This is a genomic window from Psychrobacillus sp. L4 (assembly GCF_042944905.1).
Classification (GTDB): domain Bacteria; phylum Bacillota; class Bacilli; order Bacillales_A; family Planococcaceae; genus Psychrobacillus.
This window is the reverse complement of the sequence record NZ_CP168496.1, coordinates 18,400-36,983: the sequence shown is the minus strand read 5'-3', so window position 1 is coordinate 36,983 and position 18,584 is coordinate 18,400. Positions and strand designations below refer to the sequence as shown.

14 protein-coding genes, 1 tRNA gene, 3 rRNA genes, 1 other RNA gene and 1 other annotated feature are annotated in these 18,584 nt (G+C 40.6%); of the genes, 3 read left to right on the top strand and 16 right to left on the bottom strand.

Annotated elements, in window-relative coordinates; all coding sequences use genetic code 11:
* Window positions 1-224 precede the first annotated feature (224 nt).
* From rrf to ffs, 9 genes are all read right to left on the bottom strand, one after another.
* Window positions 225-340 (bottom strand): 5S ribosomal RNA (gene rrf / locus ACEPXG_RS00155).
* A gap of 58 nt (window positions 341-398) precedes the next feature.
* A 23S ribosomal RNA gene (locus ACEPXG_RS00150) occupies window positions 399-3,326 on the bottom strand.
* A gap of 234 nt (window positions 3,327-3,560) precedes the next feature.
* Window positions 3,561-5,114, bottom strand: a 16S ribosomal RNA gene (locus tag ACEPXG_RS00145).
* The 16S, 23S and 5S rRNA genes sit together here, the layout of an rRNA operon.
* Before the next feature lie 224 nt (window positions 5,115-5,338).
* Complete coding sequence (locus ACEPXG_RS00140) at window positions 5,339-5,596, bottom strand: pro-sigmaK processing inhibitor BofA family protein (protein WP_391206107.1); 258 nt, start codon at window positions 5,594-5,596, stop codon at window positions 5,339-5,341.
* A 63-nt stretch (window positions 5,597-5,659) separates the two neighbouring features.
* Window positions 5,660-5,872 (bottom strand): YaaL family protein, encoded by a 213-nt coding sequence (locus ACEPXG_RS00135; protein ID WP_151698320.1) that lies wholly within the window; start codon window positions 5,870-5,872, stop codon window positions 5,660-5,662.
* 15 nt (window positions 5,873-5,887) lie between these two features.
* On the bottom strand, window positions 5,888-6,484 hold the full coding sequence (gene recR, locus ACEPXG_RS00130) for a recombination mediator RecR (RefSeq protein WP_151698319.1): 597 nt from the start codon (window positions 6,482-6,484) through the stop codon (window positions 5,888-5,890).
* Between the two features lie 11 nt (window positions 6,485-6,495).
* A complete protein-coding gene (locus ACEPXG_RS00125) occupies window positions 6,496-6,816 on the bottom strand; it encodes a YbaB/EbfC family nucleoid-associated protein (RefSeq protein ID WP_151698318.1) in 321 nt (106 codons plus the stop codon).
* Window positions 6,817-6,830: 14 nt separating this feature from the next.
* The gene (gene dnaX / locus ACEPXG_RS00120; protein WP_391206102.1) at window positions 6,831-8,579 is read right to left on the bottom strand and encodes a DNA polymerase III subunit gamma/tau; all 1,749 of its coding nucleotides are present in this window, start codon (window positions 8,577-8,579) and stop codon (window positions 6,831-6,833) included.
* Window positions 8,580-8,726: 147 nt separating this feature from the next.
* Window positions 8,727-8,994: signal recognition particle sRNA large type (gene ffs, locus ACEPXG_RS00115), an RNA gene on the bottom strand.
* A gap of 196 nt (window positions 8,995-9,190) precedes the next feature.
* Between ffs and ACEPXG_RS00110 the strand changes: the two genes are divergently transcribed.
* Window positions 9,191-9,283, top strand: a tRNA-Ser gene (locus tag ACEPXG_RS00110).
* A 163-nt stretch (window positions 9,284-9,446) separates the two neighbouring features.
* Here the strand turns inward: ACEPXG_RS00110 and ACEPXG_RS00105 are convergent.
* From ACEPXG_RS00105 to ACEPXG_RS00095, 3 genes are all read right to left on the bottom strand, one after another.
* Window positions 9,447-10,115, bottom strand: a complete 669-nt coding sequence (locus tag ACEPXG_RS00105; RefSeq protein WP_391206099.1) for a deoxynucleoside kinase — start codon at window positions 10,113-10,115, stop codon at window positions 9,447-9,449.
* Window positions 10,116-10,117: 2 nt separating this feature from the next.
* The gene (locus ACEPXG_RS00100; protein ID WP_391206096.1) at window positions 10,118-10,750 is read right to left on the bottom strand and encodes a deoxynucleoside kinase; all 633 of its coding nucleotides are present in this window, start codon (window positions 10,748-10,750) and stop codon (window positions 10,118-10,120) included.
* A 106-nt stretch (window positions 10,751-10,856) separates the two neighbouring features.
* Complete coding sequence (locus tag ACEPXG_RS00095) at window positions 10,857-11,993, bottom strand: glycosyl hydrolase family 18 protein (protein ID WP_391206093.1); 1,137 nt, start codon at window positions 11,991-11,993, stop codon at window positions 10,857-10,859.
* 92 nt (window positions 11,994-12,085) lie between these two features.
* Here ACEPXG_RS00095 and tadA point away from each other — a divergent pair, with 92 nt between their 5' ends.
* Window positions 12,086-12,541, top strand: coding sequence for a tRNA adenosine(34) deaminase TadA (gene tadA, locus ACEPXG_RS00090; protein ID WP_391206090.1), 456 nt, complete (start codon window positions 12,086-12,088; stop codon window positions 12,539-12,541).
* 23 nt (window positions 12,542-12,564) lie between these two features.
* Here the strand turns inward: tadA and serS are convergent, their stop codons facing one another.
* The 3 genes from serS to pdxS form a co-directional block, all read right to left on the bottom strand.
* Window positions 12,565-13,839, bottom strand: coding sequence for a serine--tRNA ligase (gene serS, locus ACEPXG_RS00085; RefSeq protein WP_391206087.1), 1,275 nt, complete (start codon window positions 13,837-13,839; stop codon window positions 12,565-12,567).
* A 54-nt stretch (window positions 13,840-13,893) separates the two neighbouring features.
* Window positions 13,894-14,109: a binding site (T-box leader), on the bottom strand.
* Window positions 14,110-14,134: 25 nt separating this feature from the next.
* A complete protein-coding gene (gene pdxT / locus ACEPXG_RS00080; RefSeq protein ID WP_391206084.1) occupies window positions 14,135-14,728 on the bottom strand; it encodes a pyridoxal 5'-phosphate synthase glutaminase subunit PdxT in 594 nt (197 codons plus the stop codon).
* Between the two features lies 1 nt (window position 14,729).
* Window positions 14,730-15,620, bottom strand: a complete 891-nt coding sequence (gene pdxS / locus ACEPXG_RS00075) for a pyridoxal 5'-phosphate synthase lyase subunit PdxS (protein ID WP_391206081.1) — start codon at window positions 15,618-15,620, stop codon at window positions 14,730-14,732.
* A 102-nt stretch (window positions 15,621-15,722) separates the two neighbouring features.
* On the opposite strand from pdxS, the gene ACEPXG_RS00070 reads away from it, so the two are divergent.
* On the top strand, window positions 15,723-17,135 hold the full coding sequence (locus ACEPXG_RS00070) for a PLP-dependent aminotransferase family protein (protein WP_391206078.1): 1,413 nt from the start codon (window positions 15,723-15,725) through the stop codon (window positions 17,133-17,135).
* 29 nt (window positions 17,136-17,164) lie between these two features.
* Here the strand turns inward: ACEPXG_RS00070 and ACEPXG_RS00065 are convergent, their stop codons facing one another.
* Window positions 17,165-18,499: a serine hydrolase gene (locus ACEPXG_RS00065; protein ID WP_391206075.1), complete on the bottom strand. Its 1,335-nt coding sequence runs from the start codon at window positions 18,497-18,499 to the stop codon at window positions 17,165-17,167.
* Between the last annotated feature and the right edge of the window lie 85 nt (window positions 18,500-18,584).

Here is an 18,584-nt window from a genome sequence, read left to right as displayed (position 1 = left end):
AAAATGGCGCTTTGAGACCAATTGTGCTCTAGCCGAGACTAAATCTCATAATAAAGAGTTGGTTCTATGTGAGATAGTTCATTCAATCTATAAAACAACTCGAATATAGAAAAAAGTCCAAAGTTAGTTGCTATATTATATTGAATGGAGCTAAAAATAAGTATCCTTTAAATTTACACATCAAAAAAGTCGTTACCAATTACTCGGTAACGACTTTTCATAGTGCCTAGCGACGTCCTACTCTTGCAGGGGGAAACCCCCAACTACCATCGGCGCTGAAGAGCTTAACTTCCGTGTTCGGTATGGGAACGGGTGTGACCTCTTCGCCATCATCACTAGACAATGAGTGCTTGTTCACTCAAAACTGGATAAAAGACATTGAAATATTCAAATTCTATTTGGTTAAGTCCTCGATCGATTAGTATTCGTCAGCTGCACATGTCGCCACGCTTCCACCCCGAACCTATCTACCTCATCGTCTTTGAGGGATCTTACTTACTTGCGTAATGGGAAATCTCATCTTGAGGGGGGCTTCGTGCTTAGATGCTTTCAGCACTTATCCCGTCCACACATAGCTACCCAGCGATGCTCTTGGCAGAACAACTGGTACACCAGCGGTGTGTCCATCCCGGTCCTCTCGTACTAAGGACAGCTCCTCTCAAATTTCCTACGCCCACGACGGATAGGGACCGAACTGTCTCACGACGTTCTGAACCCAGCTCGCGTACCGCTTTAATGGGCGAACAGCCCAACCCTTGGGACCGACTACAGCCCCAGGATGCGATGAGCCGACATCGAGGTGCCAAACCTCCCCGTCGATGTGGACTCTTGGGGGAGATAAGCCTGTTATCCCCGGGGTAGCTTTTATCCGTTGAGCGATGGCCCTTCCATGCGGAACCACCGGATCACTAAGCCCGTCTTTCGACCCTGCTCGACTTGTAGGTCTCGCAGTCAAGCTCCCTTCTGCCTTTACACTCTTCGAATGATTTCCAACCATTCTGAGGGAACCTTTGGGCGCCTCCGTTACACTTTAGGAGGCGACCGCCCCAGTCAAACTACCCGCCTGACACTGTCTCCTACCCGGGTTACGGGTATGGGTTAGAATTTCAATACAACCAGGGCAGTATCCCACCGACGCCTCCTCCGAAGCTGGCGCTCCGGGCTCTAAGGCTCCTGCCTATCCTGTACAAGTTGCACCAAAATTCAATATCAAGCTATAGTAAAGCTCCACGGGGTCTTTCCGTCCTGTCGCGGGTAACCTGCATCTTCACAGGTACTATAATTTCACCGAGTCTCTCGTTGAGACAGTGCCCAGATCGTTACGCCTTTCGTGCGGGTCGGAACTTACCCGACAAGGAATTTCGCTACCTTAGGACCGTTATAGTTACGGCCGCCGTTTACTGGGGCTTCAATTCGCACCTTCGCTTGCGCTAAGCACTCCTCTTAACCTTCCAGCACCGGGCAGGCGTCAGCCCCTATACTTCACCTTACGGTTTTGCAGAGACCTGTGTTTTTGCTAAACAGTCGCCTGGGCCTATTCACTGCGGCTCTTCTAGGCTATACACCCAAAAGAGCACCCCTTCTCCCGAAGTTACGGGGTCATTTTGCCGAGTTCCTTAACGAGAGTTCTCTCGCTCACCTTAGGATTCTCTCCTCGACTACCTGTGTCGGTTTGCGGTACGGGCACCTATCACCTCGCTAGAGGCTTTTCTTGGCAGTGTGAAATCAGGAACTTCGGACTAAGTCCTCGCCATCACAGCTCAATGTTACAGAGTGCGGATTTGCCTACACTCACACCTCACTGCTTGGACATGCATAACCAACAGCATGCTTACCCTATCCTTCTGCGTCCCCCCATTGCTCAAACGGTGGTTTGGTGGTACAGGAATATCAACCTGTTGTCCATCGTCTACGCCTATCGGCCTCGACTTAGGTCCCGACTAACCCTGAGCGGACGAGCCTTCCTCAGGAAACCTTAGTCATACGGTGGATGGGATTCTCACCCATCTTTCGCTACTCATACCGGCATTCTCACTTCTAAGCGCTCCACCAGTCCTTCCGGTCTGACTTCAACGCCCTTAGAACGCTCTCCTACCACTGATACCATAGGTATCAATCCACAGCTTCGGTGATTTGTTTAGCCCCGATACATTTTCGGCGCAGCGTCACTCGACCAGTGAGCTATTACGCACTCTTTAAATGATGGCTGCTTCTAAGCCAACATCCTGGTTGTCTAAGCAACGCCACATCCTTTTCCACTTAACAAATACTTTGGGACCTTAGCTGGTGGTCTGGGCTGTTTCCCTCTTGACTACGGATCTTATCACTCGCAGTCTGACTCCCAAACATAAATCATTGGCATTCGGAGTTTGTCTGAATTCGGTAACCCGGGATGGGCCCCTAGTCCAAACAGTGCTCTACCTCCAAGATTCTAACGTTTGAGGCTAGCCCTAAAGCTATTTCGGAGAGAACCAGCTATCTCCAGGTTCGATTGGAATTTCTCCGCTACCCACACCTCATCCCCGCACTTTTCAACGTGCGTGGGTTCGGACCTCCAGTAAGTGTTACCTTACCTTCATCCTGGACATGGGTAGATCACCTGGTTTCGGGTCTACGACCACATACTCATTCGCCCTATTCAGACTCGCTTTCGCTGCGGCTCCGTCTTCTCAACTTAACCTTGCATGTAATCGTAACTCGCCGGTTCATTCTACAAAAGGCACGCCATCACCCATTAACGGGCTCTGACTACTTGTAGGCACGCGGTTTCAGGATCTATTTCACTCCCCTTCCGGGGTGCTTTTCACCTTTCCCTCACGGTACTGGTTCACTATCGGTCACTAGGTAGTATTTAGCCTTGGGAGATGGTCCTCCCAGATTCCGACGGAATTTCACGTGTTCCGCCGTACTCAGGATACACTCAAGAGAGAATGAACTTTTGACTACGGGGCTTTTACCCTATCCTGCGGACCTTTCCAGATCGCTTCGTCTAGCTCATTCCTTTGTAACTCTATGTAGAGTGTCCTACAACCCCAAGAGGCAAGCCTCTTGGTTTGGGCTATTCCCGTTTCGCTCGCCGCTACTCAGGGAATCGATTTTTCTTTCTCTTCCTCCAGGTACTTAGATGTTTCAGTTCCCTGGGTGTGCCACAGATACGCTATGTATTCACGTAAATGTACTGCTCCATTACGAACAGTGGGTTTCCCCATTCGGAAATCTCCGGATCAAAGCTCACTTACAGCTCCCCGAAGCATATCGGTGTTAGTGCCGTCCTTCTTCGGCTCCTAGTGCCAAGGCATTCACCGCGCGCCCTTATTAACTTAACCTAATTCGGCTTCCAATTAAAATTGAAACCCTGAAAAATAGTAGTTAAAAATACTACGCAAAATATAATCACAAAAGTGATTACAAATTGAATTTCTTGAATTTGTTTCTTTCAATGTCATTTTATCCAGTTTTCAAAGAACAAGTTTTCAAATGCTCATAAAAATGAACATTCAAAACTGAACTGCAAAACGTTAAGATACAGATAAAAATCTGTATTCCGATATTATCCTTAGAAAGGAGGTGATCCAGCCGCACCTTCCGATACGGCTACCTTGTTACGACTTCACCCCAATCATCTGTCCCACCTTCGGCGGCTGGCTCCCGTAAGGGTTACCCCACCGACTTCGGGTGTTACAAACTCTCGTGGTGTGACGGGCGGTGTGTACAAGGCCCGGGAACGTATTCACCGTGGCATGCTGATCCACGATTACTAGCGATTCCGGCTTCATGTAGGCGAGTTGCAGCCTACAATCCGAACTGAGAACGGTTTTATGGGATTAGCTCACCCTCGCGGGGTTGCGACCCTCTGTACCGTCCATTGTAGCACGTGTGTAGCCCAGGTCATAAGGGGCATGATGATTTGACGTCATCCCCACCTTCCTCCGGTTTATCACCGGCAGTCACCTTAGAGTGCCCAACTAAATGCTGGCAACTAAGATCAAGGGTTGCGCTCGTTGCGGGACTTAACCCAACATCTCACGACACGAGCTGACGACAACCATGCACCACCTGTCACCGCTGTCCCCGAAGGGAAAGATCTATCTCTAGAACGGTCAGCGGGATGTCAAGACCTGGTAAGGTTCTTCGCGTTGCTTCGAATTAAACCACATGCTCCACCGCTTGTGCGGGCCCCCGTCAATTCCTTTGAGTTTCAGTCTTGCGACCGTACTCCCCAGGCGGAGTGCTTAATGCGTTAGCTGCAGCACTAAGGGGCGGAAACCCCCTAACACTTAGCACTCATCGTTTACGGCGTGGACTACCAGGGTATCTAATCCTGTTTGCTCCCCACGCTTTCGCGCCTCAGCGTCAGTTACAGACCAGAAAGCCGCCTTCGCCACTGGTGTTCCTCCAAATCTCTACGCATTTCACCGCTACACTTGGAATTCCGCTTTCCTCTTCTGTACTCAAGTCCCCCAGTTTCCAATGACCTTCCACGGTTGAGCCGTGGGATTTCACATCAGACTTAAAGGACCGCCTGCGCGCGCTTTACGCCCAATAATTCCGGACAACGCTTGCCACCTACGTATTACCGCGGCTGCTGGCACGTAGTTAGCCGTGGCTTTCTAATGAGGTACCGTCAAGGTACGAGCAGTTACTCTCGTACTTGTTCTTCCCTCACAACAGAGTTTTACGATCCGAAAACCTTCTTCACTCACGCGGCATTGCTCCATCAGACTTTCGTCCATTGTGGAAGATTCCCTACTGCTGCCTCCCGTAGGAGTCTGGGCCGTGTCTCAGTCCCAGTGTGGCCGATCACCCTCTCAGGTCGGCTACGCATCGTCGCCTTGGTGAGCCGTTACCTCACCAACTAGCTAATGCGCCGCGGGCCCATCCTGTAGTGACAGCCGAAACCGTCTTTTAACATTTCCCCATGTGAGGAAATGGATTATTCGGTATTAGCCCCGGTTTCCCGGAGTTATCCCAATCTACAGGGCAGGTTGCCCACGTGTTACTCACCCGTCCGCCGCTAAATCAGAAGAAGCAAGCTTCTTCGTCATTCGCTCGACTTGCATGTATTAGGCATGCCGCCAGCGTTCGTCCTGAGCCAGGATCAAACTCTCCATAATAGAGAACTTAAAAAGCTCATTTTGTTTTGCTGGCATCATCATTAAATGATGTCCAAATTGTTTTACTGTCGGACTAACCGAAGTCAGTCTTTCAAGTTATATTTCTTAACGTTTTGCATGTTCAGTTTTCAATGTTCATGTTGTCTGCCGTTTTGCTTACCTCTTGGCGACTTCTACAATATTACTCTCTTAATCTTCATAAGTCAACACTTTTTAAAAACTTTTTATATTAATATAGAAATAGCTACTACCGAGGCTACACCAGGTACTCCTAACATCGCTACCACTGCACCTGTAAACAAATTAATAGGGATTACATAACCAAATAACCCTAAAAGTAAATGCACTCCAAACAATAAAAAAAACGAAAAACCTAAACGAAATAAAAAAAACGGTAGACTTTCCATTACTTTTGAAAATGACGTTCTAAACAAAAGAAACAATAGTAGCATTAGCGAACATACGATGATAACTAACTTCATGAAACATCTCTCCTTCATAAACTAACTATCTCCTAGTATATGAAGCTAGTACTACTATCATTCTTATTTCAAAATGACATTTCGAATTTTCGCCTCTTTATATAAATAGAAATGTATACTCTCAGCGATTTTTCTTTTTGCTACTACATCTAAATCATAGTCATTCAAAAAATCTTCTATTAACTGCGCTTGTTGCCAATCTTCTTTTGTAGTTTTTATTAAACCCACAAACTGATAATCAAATTCTTTTTTTAACTTACCTTTTTGGAAAAACATCTTACTACAACTCCCTTACAACTCTCGGCGTCCTTCTAATGCCTTGGACAAGGTTACTTCGTCCGCATACTCTAAATCTCCACCCACTGGTAAACCATGTGCAATTCTTGTTGTCTTAATACCCGAAGGCTTCACGAGTCGAGAAATATACATCGCAGTTGCTTCTCCTTCTATTGTAGGGTTAGTTGCAAGTATTAGCTCTTCCACTTGTATGTCCTGTAATCTTTTTAAAAGAGAAGGAACATTGATATCTTCGGGGCCAATTCCATCCATCGGGGAGATTGCCCCATGAAGTACATGATACAAACCGTTATAATCTCTCATTTTCTCCATAGCTATTACATCTTTTGTATCTTGGACTACACAAATCATGGATAAATCACGTTGTTGATCTTGGCATATATGACATGGATCAATATCAGTAATATGACCACAAACTGTGCAATAACTTAAATTTCTTTTGGCATCTACTAATGCTTTTGCAAAATCTAAAACGGTATCTTCTTTCATCGTTAATACAAAAAATGCCAGACGGGCCGCAGTTTTTGGCCCAATCCCTGGCAGTTTCATGAAACTATCTATTAATTTTGATATTGGTTCAGGATAATGCATGTTTTTTCCTCCTAGAACATGCCAGGGAGGTTCAATCCCTTCGTGAATTGACCCATCGTGGAGTTCGCTGTTTCTTCTGCATTTTTCATTGCTTCATTTGTAGCAATGACGATTAAATCTTGAAGCATTTCTACATCTTCTGGATCTACTACTGTCGAATCCAGAACTACCTCTAATACTTCCTTATGTCCCGATACAACAACCTTCACCATTCCTCCGCCAGCTACCGCTTCAAAGCGTTGTGTTCCCAGTTCTTCTTGTGCCTCAGCCATTTTCTTTTGCATTTTTTGCATTTGCTTCATCATGCCTTGCATATTTCCCATTCCACGCATAATTATTTTCCTCCTTAGTCGTCATGTACTTCTACAAATTCTTTTCCAAATAACTTCTCTGCTTCTACAATTAAAGGATCTTCCGATATTTCTTCCATATCATGTAAAATATCCATCGCCACACTAGAATTAGATCCAGCATCTTCTTCAGTTTCTGCATTACTTTGTTTTAAGCCGTTTTGTTGAATAAATTCTTCTCTTATTTTCAACCAATTTTCCTCTGGCACATATACTACTTCGTACATCGTACCAGTTAAGTTAGCGATAAGCTGGGGGAAAGAGGTAGAAAAGGTTTTATTCTCCACAGCCATTTGGCAATGAATATCATACTTAAATTTTAACACAAATGCACTTGATGATGCTGCAACTGGTTCCGCGTCATTTAAAAGTGCAGCATGTGATTTTTGAAGCTGTTGTAAAATACTAGCCCACTGAGATTTAATAGCTTGAATATCTGTCTTTGTTGCAGTCTTTAATATCTCATGAATACGACCACTTGACACTTTGACACCGGCAGTTGATCTCTGCCTTTGTTTTTTTGGTTGTTCCTGCACCGTAGCATTTGCTTGAGGTATCATTCCTTGACTAATTTGTTGCTGTAATTGCTGCAACTGACTTTCAAGTGATTTTACTTTCTGTTCAAGCTCTGCGCTACTTTCACTAGACAAGGTTGCTTCTCTTGGAACTTGTGCTAATCGAATAATAGCTGTTTCTAAATAAACCTTGGCATGATTAGAAAAACGCATTTCTTGTTGCGTATTCGTCAAAATAGAAATGCTTTTATACAATGTATCTATCGGAAATTTAGAAGCTAAATCACGAAAAGTAATGTCTCCTGTTGCTATTTCTAAAAGCTCTGTTTGTTCAGGTGCAACAATTAACACAAGTAAATCTCGGTAAAATGTTATAAAGTCTTCTGTTAAACGAACAGGATCTTTCCCATCATCTACTAATTGTTCCACGCAACTTAAAGCTTTCGCTACATCCTTTTCAATTAATGCATTTGCTAACTGAAAGAAGACGTCTTGACCAATAGAACCTGTCACAAGTAATGCATCCTCTAGTGTCATTTTCTCCCCACTAAACGATACTACTTGATCGAGCATACTTAGGGCATCACGCATACCCCCTGCGGCGGCTTGGGCTATGATCTTTAAGACATGTTCATCATATTCAATCTTAGCATCAATTAATACTTCTTTCATTCTTGCAACGATGTCTGTGGAAGTAATTCGTTTGAAATCAAAACGCTGACATCTAGAAATAATGGTTAAAGGAATTTTATGTGGTTCGGTTGTCGCCAAGATAAAGACAACATGTGCTGGTGGTTCTTCTAATGTTTTTAATAATGCATTAAAAGCACTTGTAGAAAGCATATGCACTTCATCAATAATATACACTTTATAACGAGCATTTGAAGGTGCAAAACGAACTTTTTCAATAATATCTCGCATTTCTTCTACACGAGAATTAGAAGCTGCATCAAATTCAATCACATCTGTATTCGAACCATCTGTAATACTTCTACAAGTTCCACAAGTATTACATGGCTCTTTAGTTGGACCATTTTCGCAGTTTAAAGCTTTAGCGAATATTTTCGCTGCACTTGTTTTCCCCGTTCCGCGTGGACCTGAAAATAAATACGCATGTGTAGTTTTATTATAAAGGAGGGCATTTTGAAGTGTTTGTTTAATATGTGATTGCCCAGACATTTCCGCAAACGACTGTGGCCTATAAGCGCGGTAAAAAGCTTGATACGACAACAAACCTGCCCCCTTCTCATTTTAAGTTAAATAGTAATTTTATTATACCATAAAGAAACAGTGACTTCGTCTATAAATACATGCGTTTTTTAATAAAAAAAAACCCATTCATCCATTGGATAAATGAGTTGATATTTTAAATTATTGCCGTGCACCTTCCTTCGCTTGAAACACATAAGCGGCACCCTTGTCGTTAACTCGGCTTAGGCTACCCCGCGGCACATGAGAAAGCACCACTTAATGCTGCTTCCTTCCGGACCTGACATGGTTCATGGGCACTCATTGCGCAGGACCCAAACGTCAACATCACGTGCAAATACCAGACCCTACATATATTCAACCTCAGAGAAGGGGTTCAGTCTCGCTAGAGCGGATTGCGAGTTACAAGACACCGCTACCTTCCCACCTAGCACGGCATAACTTAGTATACGCACTTTTTTAAAAAAAATCAATGAATACGAGAATTTAAGTTTATCACATCTACTATATTCAACTCTAAGTATTGATATAGCTCATTTTATTCTGCCAGTACATATGAATATTTTTTATTAAAAGTTACTCAAATGTATTGACTTTGAATTTTATCCGTGATAAATTAGTTCATGTACTTCGGAGGAATACCCAAGTCTGGCTGAAGGGATCGGTCTTGAAAACCGACAGGCGGGTCATACCGCGCGGGGGTTCGAATCCCTCTTCCTCCTCCATTTTAAATACACACACGCATAAATTTGAGATTGAATTCGTTGCATTGGTAACGAATTTTTCTTAAACTAGCTTGTTCAGAATATTATGAAGGTAACTTTAATTGTTACGTTCTTTTTTTATGGAATAAAACCCTCTTGCATATAGTTTGCAAGAGGGTTTTATTTATTTCCGCAATGCTTCTGTTTGTTCCATAAAGTGTCCAATTCGCCCAATGATTGCTTCCACACTTTCTGGATTTTGAACAATATCATAATCATTAATATTTAAACGTAGTACCGGACAACCATTAAACGAATTAATCCATTTCTCATACCGACCATGCATTTCTTCCCAATAGGATATTGGCGTTTGCTGTTCCATCGGACGCCCTCTATCGTGGATTCGATCAATAATATCGTCTAATGATCCTTCTAGATAAATTAATAAGTTTGGATGTGGGAAATAGGGTGTCATCACCATTGCTTCAAACAAACTAGTGTAGGTTTCGTGGTCTACGGGATCCATCGTTCCCTTTTCTTTATGCATTTGAGCAAATATACCAGTGTCTTCATAAATCGATCGATCTTGAATAAATCCGCCACCATATTCAAACATTCTTTTTTGCTCTTTAAACCGTTCTGCTAAAAAGTAAATTTGCAAATGAAAGCTCCATTTCGAGAAATCTTCATAAAAACGATCTAAATAAGGATTTGAATCTACTTTTTCAAAAGATGTTTTAAAGTGTAGTGCATCAGCAATCGCCTTTGTCATAGTTGATTTACCTACGCCTACTGTTCCAGCAATTGTAATAACTGCATCAGGAGGGATGCTATACTTTTCTCTCAAATTCATGGTTAAAAACTCCTCTTATGTAATGTTTGATCTACCTTATTTAAAATTAATTGTAGGTCTTGTCCATTTTGAACGAAATCTATTTCATCCCCATTGAATCTTAGAACTGGGACTTCCGGGTGTCTCTTTTCAAAGTCGTCAATAAATGTACGATAATCTGCTGCAAGTTGCTGCAAATAATCAGGACTTATCTTCTTTTCAAAATCTCTTCCCCGTATATCGATACGATTAATAAGAACGTCTAAGCTAGCATCTAAATAGATAACCATATTTGGAACAGGCATATCATTCGTTAATATCTTATAAATTGCTTCATACTTTTCAAATTCTGCTTTATTTAACGATCGTTTAGCAAAAATTAAATTTTTAAAAATATGATAATCTGCTGTTACTGCTTTTGCTTTTGATAAGTAATTCTTTTGGATATCGCTTAATTGTTTAAATCGATTGCAAAGAAAAAACATTTCTGTTTGGAAACTCCACTCAGCAATATCGTCATAAAATTTATCTAAGAAAGGATTTTCATCCACAATCTCTTTCAATAATTCAAATTGATAGGTAGTGGCAATCGCTTTTGCTAAGGAAGTTTTTCCAACCCCTATCGGACCTTCTACCGTTATAAATGGAATGGACATATTTTTAACCTCGCTCCAATATTTCAAGTCGTGCCTTTTATTTTATCATAGCGAGAAAATGAAAAACAGAGCAAATCCACCTTTCTATAAGAAAGGCAAATTTGCTCTACTTTTTCTTCACACGAAACATTTCATTTAACAAGTACCAATTTTGAGGGAAATCGAATCCGCTATGCCAATAGGAAATTCCTAAAAGGTTTAATTCTTTCAATAACTTAAACTTTGCTTGAATAGATCTCGCATCCTCAAACCATACTTCATGCTCTATCCCATCTTTCCAATAATGAAAGAAAGGCGCTTGAGCAATTGAATCATACTCAATTGTTGCATTGCGTTCCCTTGCCAATTGAATAGCTCGCTGTGGACTTAATGCTTTAGCAAATGGATTTCCTTGTTTATAAGGAAGCGTCCAATCATATCCGTATAAATTTTGTCCCATCATTATTTTCTTCGACTCTATTTCTGTTTTAGCATACTCGAGTACCTTGCGAACTGGTCCAATTGGGGATACTGCCATTGGTGGACCTCCACTATAACCCCACTCATAAGTCATTATTACAACAAAATCAACTACCTCGCCAATTGCTTTATAATCGATCCCTTCATACCATTTTCCTTTTAAATTATCACTTGATTTTGGTGCAAGACTAGAGGAAATCGTAAATCCTTTAGCAAACTCTTTTAATTCCTTTAAAAAAGTTACATAGTTTTTCCGATCTTCTTTTGCAATGTACTCAAAGTCTGTATGAATATGAGTTGCTCCTTTAACAGTAGCCTCAGCAACTGCATTCTCAAACACGCTTTGTTTCACTTGATCATCCGTAAAGATAGTATGCGCTAGTGTATCATTGAATGCTCCATTTTCAATATTTGCAAGCACAATAACGGATTCTACTTGATGATTCTTTGCTACTTCGCCCAATTTACCCCAGTTCATCGAAGTCAATGATCCATCACGAAGAACTTCATACGCAAAAGGCATCATGTAAGTCAACCCTGGTGCATCCTTTTCTACTTGGTCTATGACATGCTGAGATGGACTTTTTGTATACCATTCTACGTATAAATTTGTATCAATTATTGGTCTATCTGGGCTTGGAGTAGATGGTAAAACTAACGCTTGCCCTACCACTAACACATCAGGGTCCGGTAGTTCATTGATAGAGGTAAGTGTTGCCGTATTTGTACCAAAATGCTTTGCTATGGAGTATAAACTATCTCCACTTTTCACTACATAAATCAATCGATCACTCCTTCAAAATACAATATGCAATAGATAAATAAAACATGCTACACTTAGGTAAAAGGAGCTGATTCAAATTGGATGAACACTATATGAATATAGCAATAGAAGAAGCTAAAAAAGCGGCTTGTCGTGGAGAGGTACCGATTGGTGCAATCATTGTATATAAAAATGAAATCATTGCGAAGGCCTTTAACTTAAGAGAAACTACACAAAATGCAACTACACACGCAGAGTTATTAGCCATTCAAGAAGCTTGTAGTAAGATCGGCAGTTGGAGATTAGAAGAAACCACTTTATATGTCACATTAGAACCATGCCCTATGTGTGCTGGTGCTATTCTACAATCACGGATCCCCCGCGTTGTGTACGGTGCAAGAGATGCTAAAGCAGGTTGCGTGGATTCCCTCTATAATCTTTTAAACGACAATAGATTTAATCATATGTGTGAAGTGATAGAAGGTGTTTTAGCAGAGGAATGCGGTAACCTTCTTACACAATTTTTTCGCAATCTTCGTGAACAAAAAAAGAATCAGAAACGCGGATAATACCGTTTCTGATTCTTTTTTTATTATTTAATTACCGTTTTTCCACCCATGTATGGAACTAAAACTTCTGGAACCACTACTGTCCCATCTGCTTGTTGATAGTTTTCTAATATAGCCGCAACTGTACGTCCAAGTGCAAGTCCACTTCCATTTAAAGTGTGAACATATTCCGGTTTAGCCCCAGTTTCTCTTCTAAAACGAATGCCTGCGCGACGAGCTTGGAAATCTTCAAAATTACTACAAGAAGAAATTTCTTTATACTCGCCGTAGCTTGGTAACCAAACTTCTAGATCATATTTTTTGGCTGCGGTAAAACCTAAATCAGCAGTACACATATGAAGTACACGATATGGAAGACCTAATAATTGTAATACTTTTTCCGCATGACCAGTCAAAAGCTCCAACTGTTCATATGAATCTTCCGGTTTCACAAAACGAACAAGTTCCACTTTGTTGAATTGATGCTGACGGATTAAACCACGTGTATCACGACCTGCAGAACCTGCCTCTGAACGGAAACAAGCACTAAATGCAGCAAATGCTTGTGGAAGTTGTTCTCCACCTAAAATTTCATCACGATAATAATTAGTCACAGGTACTTCTGACGTTGGAATTAAGAAATAATCCTCTTCATTTACTAAAAATGCATCTTCTTCAAACTTTGGTAGTTGCCCTGTACCAGTTAAACTTGCACGATTTGCTAAATAAGGTGGAAGCATCTCTTCATATCCATGCTCTTCAGAATGTAAGTCCATCATGAAATTTATTAAAGCACGTTCGAGTCTCGCCCCTAAACCAAGATAAAAAGCAAAACGACTTCCTGTAACTTTTGCTGCACGCTCAAAATCTACTATTTTTAAATCTGTTGCAATATCCCAATGCGCTTTTGTTTCAAAATCGAAAGAGGGAACTTCTCCCCATTTACGGATTTCCACATTGTCATCTTCAGAATCACCAATTGGAACACTATCATGTGGAATATTAGGAATACGCATCATCATATAGTCAAATTTCTCTTCCACATCTCTTAACTCATCATCTAATACTTTGATTTCATCGCCCACTTCACGCATACGAGCGATCAAATCATCCGCATTTTCTTTATTTCGTTTCATTTCTGATATCTTTTGAGAAAACTCATTTCTTTCTGCTTTTAACACTTCTGTTTTTGCAATTAGTTCTCTACGCTTTTGATCTAAAGGTTGAAATTGATCAAACTCAGAAATATCTTCTCCACGTTTAGCAAGTTTTGCTTTTACATCTTCATAATGGTCTCGTACAAATTTTACATCTAACATACGAAATTCCTCCTTTTAATTAATAAAAAACGCAAAAAAGCCCTCATCCCAAATAGAAGGGACGAGAGCATACCCGCGTTGCCACCCTGATTGATTTAGTATCATACCAAATCCACTTGTCTCATAACGGTTTTTCAACCGGCCACGACTTACTAAACATTCAGCCGCGCAACTCAAAGGATGGATTCACAAGTGTTAATATCAGCTTACACCAACCGCTGACTCTCTATAAAAAACGTGCTTGTTACTACTTCCTATCATCGTTTTTAGAATTCATGAAATTACTCATACCTTACTATAGGTTTACTTGTTTTGCAAGCGTTTCCCTCACCATTTCGATAAAATACGCAGTAATTCGGTGATCATCCGTCAGTTCTGGATGAAAGGAGCATCCTAACAAATGTCCCTGTCTTGCCATCACGATTCTTCCTTCAAAAGTAGCAAGTATATCAACAGTCTCACCAACGTCCACAATATGTGGTGCACGTATAAATACAGCAGGAAAATGTGCCGCAACATCCTTTATCTTTAATTCTGTTTCAAAGCTATCCACTTGTCTCCCGAAAGAGTTGCGCTCTACTTTCACATCCAAGACGCCAATATGTGCAAAGTCATCCCCAACAAGATCCTTAGCTAGTAATATTAGTCCCGCACAAGTTCCGAACATCGGCTTACCCGCTGCAGCAAATTGTTGTAATGGTGCAAGCATTTTAAATCGGTCAATTAGTTTACGCATTGCTGTACTTTCTCCACCGGGAAGGATTAATCCATCAACTAATGTTAAGTCACTTGTATTTTTTATTGCAATTGCTTCTGCCCCGCACGCTTCTATAGAACGAACATGCTCACTCACCGCTCCTTGAAGAGCTAATACGCCGATCTTTACCATCTTACCACCCTCTATCTTGCATACGATCTTGTGCAGCTAAACGAGAAATTTCAATTCCCTTCATCGGAATCCCTAGGTCTTTTGATATTTCTACAAGTAATTTGTAATCCTTATAATGTGTTGTTGCTTCTACGATTGCTCTTGCAAATTTCTCAGGGTTTTCTGATTTAAAAATACCAGATCCTACAAATACACCATCCGCCCCGAGCTCCATCATTAAAGCAGCATCCGCTGGGGTTGCTACGCCACCTGCTGCAAAGTTTACAACCGGTAATTTACCATGATGTTTAATTTGTAATAAAACATCATACGGTGCTCCTAAAATTTTTGCTTCAGTCATTAATTCATCTTCGTTCATATGAACAATTTTGCGTACATGTGCACTTACTTTCCGAAAATGACGAACGGCTTCTACAATATTCCCTGTTCCAGGTTCGCCTTTTGTACGAAGCATAGAAGCTCCTTCTCCAATACGACGAGCTGCTTCTCCTAAATCTTTACATCCACATACGAATGGTACTGTAAATTCGCTTTTACGTAAGTGGTATTCTTCATCTGCAGGAGTTAATACTTCTGATTCATCAATATAGTCCACGCCCATTGCTTCTAAGATGCGAGCTTCTGTGATATGTCCAATGCGTGCTTTTGCCATTACTGGAATTGTCACTGCTCCCATGACCTCTTCCACAATACTTGGATCTGCCATACGCGCAACGCCACCAGCTGCGCGAATATCTGATGGTACACGTTCTAACGCCATTACGGCTACTGCACCTGCTGCTTCAGCAATTCGAGCTTGTTCTGCATTAATAACGTCCATAATAACGCCACCTTTTTGCATTTCAGCCATTCCTCTTTTAACTCGATCCGTTCCCGTAAAATTAATAGTCATTATTATTCCCTCCATTATCTTTATGAATTTAGTATAATAAAAGATGACCATTTTAAAAGTATCAGAAACTAAGAACATGAAGGGGTCAGATTGGAGTGAAGAATGGACTATCTAATGTTTCAGCTTGAAAAAGACGCTAAAACTCCTTTATACGAGCAACTTTACAACGAAATTAAAGAAGCTATAATAGATGGAACTATTGAAGAAGGAGCAAAACTTCCATCCAAAAGAAAATTAGCTGAGTTCTTATCTGTTAGCCAAACAACTATTGAATTTGCCTATAGTCAACTTGTAGCAGAAGGTTTTATTTCTTCGGAAGCAAGAAAAGGATTTTTTGTTCAAAATTTGGAAGACTTAGCTCTTATAGAACAAGAAGCCCCCCATATGACTAGAGAAGAAAACGATACGGAAGAAATTTTTATTGATTTTTCACCAGGTAAAATTGATACAGAATCTTTTCCTTTTGCTATATGGCGAAAATATATGAAAGAAATAATCAGTGAGGCAAATAAGGATTTCCTACAACTGGGACATCCTCAAGGAGATTTTGAATTAAGACAGCAAATTTCTTCTTATTTATATCAATCGCGAGGTGTTAAGTGTACACCTGAACAAATTATACTTGGGTCTGGAACAGAGCAACTAATGCCCTTAATCATCCGCTTACTTGGCAAAGAAGCTATTTACGGAATTGAAAATCCTGGGTATCCACTTACACACCATTTATTTTTAGAGGATAAGCAAAAATCGATTCCTATTCCAGTCGATATTGAAGGCGTAATCGTTTCGCAATTAGAACAAACAAATGCAACCGTTATGTATGTAACTCCTTCCCATCAGTTCCCTACTGGGGCTGTTCTATCTGCCACACGTCGTAGTCAGCTGTTATCCTGGGCTTACCAACAAGAGAATAGATATATTATCGAAGACGATTACGATAGTGAATTTAGATACACAGGCAGACCAATTCCTTCCTTACAAGGAATCGATCAAAATCAACGGGTTATTTATTTAAGTACATTTTCAAAATCATTAATGCCTTCCCTTCGTATTGCTTATGCCGTATTACCAAAAACACTTATTATGCAATACATGCAAAAGTATTCCTATTACGCTGCTACAGTACCTCGCATGGACCAGCATGTATTAACGAAGTTTATGGAATCCGGTCATTTTGCTAAACATCTAAATAAAATGAGAAAAATTTATAAACGAAAACTAGAAATTGTTACGAAAACTATTGCTGAGTTTAATCCTATTGTTACTATTTCTGGTGAACAAGCAGGCATGCATATTTTGTTGACGATTCATACGTGTAAAACAGAAGAAGAGTTGGTACTACTCTCAAAACAAGCAGGAATTCGAATATATGCTCTTCGAGAATATATAACTGGAGATTTTGAGCATGCTTCGACACCTAAAATTGTGCTAGGATTTGGAGGAATTGATACGAATGATATCTCAGCTTCTATAAACACATTAATAAAAGTATGGGAAATTAGAAAAACACCGTAAACTCTTTAAAGAGCTCACGGTGTTTTTTTTTAAAATAGTCCGCCTATAAAGTCAGTTGTACTGTGCCATAAATTACCAAAGAATTTCCCGATACCTTTGAACATTAAACTAATCCAACTTGCGCGGTCTACATCTTCAGTTGTCACCACATCTACTTCTGTTGCTTTATTGGTTACATAGCCATAATCAGTTCCCTCCGTCTTTTCGAGATGAACTGTGCCTACTACAGTACCCTTTTTAACATCCGCCTCTAAAGCTTTTTCTTTCGGAGTGAAAATTGGCTTGTACTGATCTTTTTCACTTGTTTTAATAACCATTGATATTGGATCTTTTACAGCAATTGAAACAGAATTTTCTTTTCCTTTTTCAACTGGTATTGTTTCATTTTCAGGAATTTTATATCCCGATGGGACTATTTCTGTTTTAGAAAACTGTGCAAACCCATAATCAAATAATGCTCTTGCTGCATCAAATCGAGCTTTATAAGAACCAACTCCATTTGCATCTACAGCCTTCATCACAACAGCAATAACACGCATTCCATTTCTTGTGGCTGTTCCTGTAAAACAATGTCCTGCAAATTCCGTTGTACCTGTCTTTAATCCATCTACACCTTCATATTTGTATACTAGTCCTGGTAGCATCCAATTCCAGTTGCTCATTTCAATTGCATCTGTTGTCCCTGCACGGAACGTCTTTTTCGCTATTTTCGTTGTTTCTAATACTTCTGGATAATCTTTCATTAAATTATATGCAAGTGTTGCTACCGATTTAGCTGCCATCACGTTTTCATCAGTGGCACCTGAATTAGCTGGATACATACCTTGTAAATCTGCATTATTCAAACCTGTTGAATTGACAAATTTATAACCTTTTAGACCCATTTCTGCTGCTTTATCATTCATTAACTTTACAAAGTTTTCTTCCGTCCCTGCAATAGTCTCTCCTATTGCTATTGTTGCTGCATTTGCAGAGTATATTGCCATTGCCTCATAAAGTTCGTGAATGGAATAGCTACCATCTTGGCGAAGTGGTACATTACTTAATGCGCGGTTTTGAGAAATTTTGTATGTATAATCTGTAACAGAATACTGTTGATCCCAAGAAATTTTACCCTCTTTAATCGCTTCAAATAATAAATACTCTGTCATCATTTTAGTCATACTGGCAATTCCTAATGGTGCATCTGCATTTTTCTCGTATAGAATTTTACCTGTATCTGCATCAACTAATATTGCTGCATCGACATTTAAATTCAAACTTTCCTCAGCTTTTGTAGCAGTCGGCATTCCACATACAACTGAAACAAGAAACATAGGAAGTACTAGCCATTTAATCATTGATGTCATCCAAACTTTCTTCACTACTGTACCCCCACTATAAGTTTTTTCAATGCCCATTTTAACACACTTTGTTAGTTCATAGCACTTTCCGCAAAAAAAGCACCCA

Excerpts from the sequence above, each read along its gene's own strand:
- serS (WP_391206087.1), bottom strand. The coding sequence starts at position 13,839 with ATGTTAGATGTAAAATTTGTACGAGACCATTATGAAGATGTAAAAGCA.
- ACEPXG_RS00140 (WP_391206107.1), bottom strand. The coding sequence starts at position 5,596 with ATGAAGTTAGTTATCATCGTATGTTCGCTAATGCTACTATTGTTTCTT.
- pdxT (WP_391206084.1), bottom strand. The coding sequence starts at position 14,728 with ATGGTAAAGATCGGCGTATTAGCTCTTCAAGGAGCGGTGAGTGAGCAT.
- pdxS (WP_391206081.1), bottom strand. The coding sequence starts at position 15,620 with ATGACTATTAATTTTACGGGAACGGATCGAGTTAAAAGAGGAATGGCT.
- ACEPXG_RS00100 (WP_391206096.1), bottom strand. The coding sequence starts at position 10,750 with ATGTCCATTCCATTTATAACGGTAGAAGGTCCGATAGGGGTTGGAAAA.
- ACEPXG_RS00105 (WP_391206099.1), bottom strand. The coding sequence starts at position 10,115 with ATGAATTTGAGAGAAAAGTATAGCATCCCTCCTGATGCAGTTATTACA.
- ACEPXG_RS00125 (WP_151698318.1), bottom strand. The coding sequence starts at position 6,816 with ATGCGTGGAATGGGAAATATGCAAGGCATGATGAAGCAAATGCAAAAA.
- recR (WP_151698319.1), bottom strand. The coding sequence starts at position 6,484 with ATGCATTATCCTGAACCAATATCAAAATTAATAGATAGTTTCATGAAA.
- ACEPXG_RS00135 (WP_151698320.1), bottom strand. The coding sequence starts at position 5,872 with ATGTTTTTCCAAAAAGGTAAGTTAAAAAAAGAATTTGATTATCAGTTT.
- tadA (WP_391206090.1), top strand. The coding sequence starts at position 12,086 with ATGAATATAGCAATAGAAGAAGCTAAAAAAGCGGCTTGTCGTGGAGAG.
- ACEPXG_RS00070 (WP_391206078.1), top strand. The coding sequence starts at position 15,723 with ATGGACTATCTAATGTTTCAGCTTGAAAAAGACGCTAAAACTCCTTTA.